The 7019-nt window shown below is 70.1% G+C and carries 6 protein-coding genes and 1 pseudogene; 5 read left to right on the top strand and 2 right to left on the bottom strand.

The genetic code is table 11. The features are described from left to right. The 4 genes and pseudogenes from AB0M08_RS46970 to AB0M08_RS46955 all read left to right on the top strand — a co-directional run. A pseudogene (locus tag AB0M08_RS46970) lies at positions 1–413 on the top strand (hypothetical protein); the annotation flags it as partial. Next, positions 365–1996 carry a carboxyl transferase domain-containing protein gene (locus tag AB0M08_RS46965; RefSeq protein WP_364508731.1) on the top strand — a complete coding sequence of 544 codons (1632 nt, stop codon included), beginning with the start codon at positions 365–367 and terminating at the stop codon, positions 1994–1996. The pseudogene AB0M08_RS46970 and the gene AB0M08_RS46965, both read left to right, overlap by 49 nt. Next, positions 1993–3876 (top strand): biotin carboxylase N-terminal domain-containing protein, encoded by a 1884-nt coding sequence (locus AB0M08_RS46960; RefSeq protein WP_364508728.1) that lies wholly within the window; start codon positions 1993–1995, stop codon positions 3874–3876. The genes AB0M08_RS46965 and AB0M08_RS46960 overlap by 4 nt, the downstream gene beginning before the upstream one ends. Then, the gene (locus AB0M08_RS46955) at positions 3873–5006 is read left to right on the top strand and encodes an acyl-CoA dehydrogenase (RefSeq protein ID WP_364508725.1); all 1134 of its coding nucleotides are present in this window, start codon (positions 3873–3875) and stop codon (positions 5004–5006) included. The genes AB0M08_RS46960 and AB0M08_RS46955 overlap by 4 nt, the downstream gene beginning before the upstream one ends. Here AB0M08_RS46955 and AB0M08_RS46950 read toward each other — a convergent pair. Together AB0M08_RS46950 and AB0M08_RS46945 are read right to left on the bottom strand one after the other, a co-directional pair. Further along, positions 5000–5566, bottom strand: coding sequence for a hypothetical protein (locus tag AB0M08_RS46950; protein WP_364508723.1), 567 nt, complete (start codon positions 5564–5566; stop codon positions 5000–5002). The genes AB0M08_RS46955 and AB0M08_RS46950 overlap by 7 nt on opposite strands. A 100-nt stretch (positions 5567–5666) precedes the next feature. Beyond that, positions 5667–6014, bottom strand: coding sequence for a hypothetical protein (locus AB0M08_RS46945; RefSeq protein ID WP_364508720.1), 348 nt, complete (start codon positions 6012–6014; stop codon positions 5667–5669). A gap of 143 nt (positions 6015–6157) precedes the next feature. On the opposite strand from AB0M08_RS46945, the gene AB0M08_RS46940 reads away from it, so the two are divergent. Continuing rightward, entirely contained in the window at positions 6158–6379 is a 222-nt protein-coding gene (locus AB0M08_RS46940) for a hypothetical protein (protein ID WP_364508717.1), read from the top strand. The last annotated feature ends 640 nt before the right edge of the window (positions 6380–7019 follow it).

Raw genomic sequence — 7019 nt, 5'->3', positions numbered from 1 at the left:
GGTGTCTCGGGGCGGGCGAGACACCCCTCACCACCAGCCAAGACCGGGAGCGGGCGTGGGTGCGGGGGAGCCGGGGGCCGTTGGGGCGGCTCGTGTACGCGCGGTCCGGGGACAAGGGCGGGAGCGCGAACGTCGGGGTGTGGATTCCGGCGGGACATCCGCGACGCGAGGACGCGTACGCCTGGCTGCGGGGGTGGCTGGACGCGGACGCGGTACGGCGGCTGCTGCCGGAGGCGGCGGAGTTGCCGATCACCGTGTACGCGCTGCCGAACCTGCGCGCGCTGAACATCGTGATCGACGGGCTGCTCGGCGCGGGCGTGGCGGCGTCGGACCGGGCGGATCCGCAGGCGAAGGCGGTCGGGGAATGGCTGCGGGCACGACACGTCGAGATACCCACGGAGCTGCTGTGCTGAGGACGACTGTGGACCGGGAGTCGCCGGCGTACGTGAGGAACCGGCAGGCGATGCTGGACCTGATCGCGGACCTGGCGGCGCAGCAGGCGAAAGCGCTCGCCGGCGGCGGGCGGGCCAGCGTCGAACGACATCGCCGGCGCGGGAGGATGACCGCGCGGGAGCGGATCGAACTGCTGCTCGACGAGGACTCCGCGTTCCTGGAACTGTCCACGCTGGCCGGGTGGGGCACCGATTTCGCGGTCGGCGGGGCGTTGGTGACCGGGATCGGCGTGGTCGAGGGCGTCGAATGCATGATCGTGGCGAACGATCCGACGGTACGCGGCGGCGCGAGCAATCCGGTGACGCTGAAGAAGAGCTTCCGAGCGGCGCAGATCGCGGCGGAGAACCGGTTGCCGACCATCAACCTGGTCGAGTCGGGTGGCGCGGATCTGCCCACGCAGAAGGACATCTTCATTCCGGGCGGGCGCCATTTCAAGGGCATCACCGAGGCGAGCGCCGACCGGCGGCCGACGATCGCGCTGGTCTTCGGCAATTCCACGGCCGGTGGCGCGTACGTGCCGGGGATGAGCGATTACGTGGTGATGGTCGCCGGGGGAGCGAAGGTGTTCCTCGGCGGGCCGCCGCTGGTGAAGATGGCGACCGGCGAGGAATCCGACGACGAATCGCTCGGCGGCGCGGAGATGCACGCGAGGGTGTCCGGGCTCGCCGATTACCTGGCCGCCGACGAGAAGGACGCGATCCGGCTCGGCCGGCAGATCGTCCGGCGACTGAACTGGCGTAAATCCGGTCTCGCCGTTCCCGCCGGAGCGGAGCCGGTTCTCGACCCCGAGGAGTTGCTCGGGATCGTGCCGGACGACCTGAAAGAGCCGTTCGATCCGCGGGAGGTCATCGGGCGGATCGTGGACGGCAGTGGGTTCGACGAGTTCAAGCCGCTTTACGGGCCGAGTCTGGTCACCGGATGGGCGCGGCTGCACGGGTATCCGATCGGCATTCTCGCCAACGCGCAGGGCGTGCTCTTCAGCGGGGAGTCACAGAAGGCGGCGCAGTTCATCCAGCTCGCCAATCAGACCGACACGCCGCTGCTGTTCCTGCACAACACCACCGGCTACATGGTCGGGAAGGAATACGAGCAGGGCGGCATCATCAAGCACGGCGCCCAGATGATCAACGCGGTGGCGAACTCCACGGTGCCGCATCTCGGGGTGATTCTCGGGTCCTCGTACGGCGCCGGGAACTACGGGATGAGCGGGCGGGCGTTCGATCCGCGATTCCTCTTCAGCTGGGTCGGCGCGAAATCGGCGGTGATGGGCGCCGCGCAGTTGGCCGGGGTGGTCTCGATCGTGTCGCGGCAGGCGGCGAAGGCGGCGAACCGGCCCTATGACGATGCGACCGACGCGAGGACGCGAGCCGCGATCGAGGCGCAGATCGAACGGGAGTCGCTGGCGATGTTCACCTCGGGAATGCTCTACGACGACGGCGTGATCGACCCACGGGACACCCGCACCGTTCTCGGTATCTGCCTGTCCGTCATCCATTCCGTGCCGGTCGAGGGCGCTCGGGGCTACGGGGTGTTCCGGCTGTGATCCGCCGTCTGCTGGTCGCCAATCGGGGCGAGATCGCCCGCCGCGTCTTCCGGACGTGCCGGGCACTGGGAATCTCGACGGTGGCTGTTTTCGCCGAGGGGGACGAACTGCATGCGACCGAAGCTGATCTGTCGGTCGCCGTCGACTCCTACCTGGGCGCACAGAAGATCATCGCGGCGGCCCGGGCCGCCGGTGCCGACGCGATTCACCCCGGATACGGCTTCCTATCGGAAAACCCGGACTTCGCCCGTGAGGTGATCGCGGCCGGGCTCACCTGGATCGGGCCGTCACCCGACGCGATCGAGGCGATGGGCGACAAGATCCGGGCCAAGAAGCTGATGGCCGCGGCCGGTGTGCCGGTCCTCGACGGCGACGGCACGTTCCCGCTGCTGGTCAAGGCCGCGGCGGGCGGCGGCGGGCGTGGCATGCGGGTGGTCACCGAGCCCTCGGCGCTCCGGGAGGAGCTGGCGATCGCCGAGGCCGAGGCGCGGGCCGCGTTCGGGGACGGGACGGTCTTCACCGAGCCGTACCTCCCGCACGCCCGGCACGTCGAGGTGCAGGTGCTCGGGGACGGGCACGGGCGGATCTGGGTGCTCGGCGACCGGGACTGCTCGGTCCAGCGCCGCCACCAGAAGGTCGTCGAGGAGGCCCCGGCGCCGGGCCTGCCCGATGCCGTCCGGGCGGCGCTGCACCGGTACGCGTACGCGGCGGCCGAGGCGGTCGGCTATCGCGGCGCGGGAACGGTGGAATTCCTGGTCGACGGCGAGCGGATCCACTTCCTGGAGATGAACACGCGTCTTCAGGTCGAGCATCCGGTCACCGAATGCGTCTTCCGGCTGGACCTGGTCGCGCTGCAGATCGCGATCGCCGAGGGGAAACCGCTGGGTGCCGCGCCGCCCGCGCCTTCCGGGCACGCGATCGAGGTACGGGTCTACGCCGAGGACCCGGCCGGCGGATTCGCGCCGCAGACCGGCCGGATCCGCGCCTTCGACCTCGGATCCGGGCCCGGGATCCGGGTGGATTCCGGCGTCGAGGCGGGCAGCGAGGTCGGCATCCGCTACGACGCGATGCTGGCGAAGGTCATCGCGTACGGGCCGGACCGGGAATCGGCGATCCGGCTGCTCGGGGACGTTCTGCGGCGCGGCGCGGTGCACGGCGTCACCACCAATCTGCGGCTTCTCCGGGCGATTCTCGACGACGGGGATTTCGTCGCGGGACGCCTCGACACGGCACTTCTGGATCGGCGGCTGGACGCCTGGAACGGCAGCACGACGGAACATTCGGTCCGTAAAGCGGCGTTGGCGGCGGCACTCGGCGCGGCGGTCCGGACCGCGGGGGCCCGGCGTGTGCAGGCGGGTATTCCGGTCGCCTGGCGGAATGTGCCGAGCGGGCCACGGGTGCGCATCCTGCGGCACGGCACGACCGAATATCCGGTGTCCTACTCGTCGGACGGCGGGCGACTGGTCTCGGATTTCGTCGCCGGAGTCGCGGTCGCCGCGGTCGGGGACGGGCGCGTGGTGCTGGACGATCACGGCGTACGGGAGGCCTATCTGGTCACACCCTACGACGGCGGGGTGGACGTGGTGGGGCCGAATGGCGCGGTGGACTTCTCCCGCGTACCGGACATGGTGGATCCGGCGGAGAGCGTGAGCGAGGGATCGCTGCTCGCGCCGATGCCGGCCGTCGTGGTCTCGGTGGCGGTGGCCGCCGGGGACAGGGTCGCCAAGGGAGACCCGATCGTGGTCCTGGAAGCGATGAAGATGCGGCAGACCCTGGCCGCCCCGAACAGCGGGATCGTCGCGTCGCTCGCGGCCCGGGAAGGGCAGCAGATCAGTGCCGGAACGGTTCTGGCCGTCATCGACGTCGTGGAGGAAGAATGACCGCCTTCGTGGAATCCGCCGAGCGCCGGGAACTGAGGGCGGCCGTGGCGCGGCTGGCCGGGAAGTACGGCGAGAAGTACTTTCTGGCGGCCGCGCGTGAGGGCCGGAAGACCACCGAGCTCTGGGACGAGGCGGCCGCGCTCGGCTATCTCGGCGTCGCCGTTCCCGAGGAGTACGGCGGTGGCGGCGGCGAGATCGGCGACCTCGCCGCGGTCCTGGAGGAGCTGGCGACCGCCGGGTGCCCGCTGCTGCTGATGGTGGTCTCACCGGCGATCGTCGGTACGGTCCTCGCACAGTTCGGTACGGCCGAACAGAAACGGCGCTGGCTGCCCGGAGTCGCGGACGGAACGGCGAAGTACGCGTTCGCCATCACCGAGCCGGACGCCGGTTCGAACGCGCACCAGATCGCCACCCGTGCGGTGCGGGACGGCGAGGAATGGGTGCTCAACGGGACGAAGACCTTCATCAGCGGCGTCGATGAGGTCAGCCATGTTCTCGTGATCGCGCAGGGGCCCGCGCTGTTCCTGGTTCCGGCCGACGCACCCGGGTTCACGTGGCAGCCCCTGGAGATGGGACTGGTCTCGCCGGAGAAGCAGTTCACGCTCTTCTTCGACGACGTACGGCTGCCCGCGGACGCGCTGATCGGCTCCGGTTCCCCGGGCATGGAACAGCTCTTCGCCGGCCTTAACCCGGAGCGGATCATGGCGGCGTCGTCGGCGACCGGAATGGCGCGGTGGGCACTGCGGAAAGCGGTGGAGTACGCCAGGGAACGGTCGGTCTGGGGTACCCCGATCGGGGCGCATCAGGGCATCAGCCACCCGCTGGCGAAACTGCACGTGGAGATCGAGGCGGCGCGCCTGCTGACCCAGAAAGCGGCGGCGCTGCACGCGGCCGGTGACCTGAAAGCGGCCGGCGAGGCGGCGAACATGGCGAAATACGCGGCCGGGGAAGCCGTGTGCGCGGCCGTCGACCAGGCGATTCAAACGCACGGCGGAAATGGGCTGGCACTGGAGTACGGGCTGGTCCAGGCCCTCGGAACGGCCCGGTTGACGCGGATGGCGCCGGTCAGCCGGGAGATGGCGCTCAACTTCGTGGCACAGTTCTCGCTGGGTCTGCCGCGTTCCTACTGAGTACCCGCGCTCCTGTTCAGTACCCAGTCCGCCACGGTCTCGGTCCGGTCGTATTCCAGGGTGACGAACGACGCCTCGCCGACCCGGCGGGGTTCCCAGCCGGTCAGCAGACGGACCGCGGCGGCGGGTACCCGGGCATATTCCTCCGGCGAGGCGCCGGGCGGGGCGAGAGCGCTCAGCCCGTACGGGAAAAGTCCCTCGATGGTGGGCTCTTTATCGGTTTCGCCCTCGAAGGAGACCTCCCACGAGGAGTTGCCGTCGGTCCACACCTTGACGTTTCCGAAATGCTCGCGCCCGATGTACGACAACCGGACCAGCCGGGTGCCGACCGACCAGACGCGCATCTCCACGTCCGCGTCGCCGAACTCGAAATGCGGGTCGATCAGCAGTGCCCAGCCGAGACCGGTGGGCCCGATCGACGGCCAGGCGACGGATTGCCGGGCGGCCTCCTCCTCGGTGCGCCATTGCCGGCCCAGCCGGCCCTTGATCAGTTCCGCGACCTCGGCTGCCGAGCGCTTCTCCACCAGGATGTAGCAGCAGGCCCAGTCCTCGCCCTCCACGCACACAGGATGGCAGAACGTTGATCATCATCGCGACGTTGCGAGCACCTTTTCTCCCACCATTTCGGAAAGTCGCCGTCGTCGCCACGGACGGTGAGGATCAGGTGGGGCGCTCGAAGCTGCTGAACGTCGTCGGTGCGCTCGCCTGAGCCTGCACGATCAGCGCCGAGATCTCCGCGTGCAGCTCCGGCGACGAGGAGAGCGTCTCGCCGAGCCGGCGGCGCAGCGCGGCGTGCGCCGCCTCGTTCTCCGGGTCGGCGACCACGTCGTCGATCGCCTCGGCAGCCCACGGGTCACCGTCGCGGACCCGGCGGGCCAGGCGGCGGCCCCACCCGGCGGCACCGCGCGCCGTGACGTCGGGGTCGCGGGACCAGAGGCGCTCGCCGAGCGAGCGCGCGGCCACCACGATGAACGGCACGACCGAGGCGGACAGTGCGATCGGATCCACGGTGATCCTCCACCACAGAGAGCATCGGGGTCGATGCGAGCCTGCCCAGATCGTAGTCCGATCACGATCCGTTAAGCTTCGCGGCCGAACGAAGATCCACTCTGTCCGGAGTGGATCAGAAGCCGACCCCTTTTGGAGGGACCGTGGCAGTCTCCGCCGATCTGACCAAGATCGTCGACAAGGCCTACCAGGACAAGACCCTGGAGGAGATCCTCGACGCGCCGGTCGAGGCGCTGGCCGGCGTCAGCGAGAACGGCGGCAAGCTGATCCGCGACGCACTCGGCGTCAAGACCATCGGCGAGCTCGGCCGCAACAAGTACTTCCGCGCCGCCCAGGCCCTCGCGGCCCTGGCCGACGCCAACTGATCCACCCATGGTGGGGTGTCCGGTTCTGGACACCCCACCGTGTCAGGCGCTCACGCAGAGAAGCCGTCGCTGCTTCCGCCGCGCTTCCCGCTTACGGCCGCGGCGCTTGTCACGTACGGCCACCGTGCCGCCCCGGGCCGCCCGGGATGCGTTGATCGTGGATGCTGGCCGGCACTCACGCGGGTGACTCCGCCCCGATTCGTGATCGTCAATCGTTTGGTGGGCGCGCCGCGGGGCGGTCCGTGTTCACGATCATGCCCGGCCGGGGCGGCGGGAATCCCCGATCGCTGATCGAGTCGTTCTGGCGCCTCTATGACGGCTGCCCGAGTGCACGGTCGTGGATGGTGTGCGCCCACCCCTCTAATCACGCTTGATCGCGTGTGCCTGCCGCCCGCTCGCGCTGTTCGGGTGCACGGCCCGCCCTTCACGTGCCGTTCGTGTGCCCGCCGCCCCACTTGCGCGCCATTCGTGTACCCGCGCCGCCCCGGGTCCATCGACCGCGGCGCCGCCGAGCGGGTGACCCATGGCTGATGCGACGCCGGGTGGCACCGGCGAGCCCGGCGAGGTGGCCGTGGTCTACACCCACGGCCTGGCCGTCGACGACCAGAAATGCCAGTACGGCCGCGGTGTCGTGCTCGGC

Source organism: Actinoplanes sp. NPDC051851, from assembly GCF_040681165.1.
In the GTDB taxonomy this organism is placed as follows: Bacteria; Actinomycetota; Actinomycetes; order Mycobacteriales; family Micromonosporaceae; genus Actinoplanes.
Note: the sequence above shows the minus strand (reverse complement) of the source record. Positions and strands in the feature narration are given on the sequence as shown.

Coding starts and splice junctions, on each gene's coding strand:
- AB0M08_RS46965 (WP_364508731.1), top strand. CDS start 365: ATGGCTGCGGGCACGACACGTCGAGATACCCACGGAGCTGCTGTGCTG.
- AB0M08_RS46955 (WP_364508725.1), top strand. CDS start 3,873: ATGACCGCCTTCGTGGAATCCGCCGAGCGCCGGGAACTGAGGGCGGCC.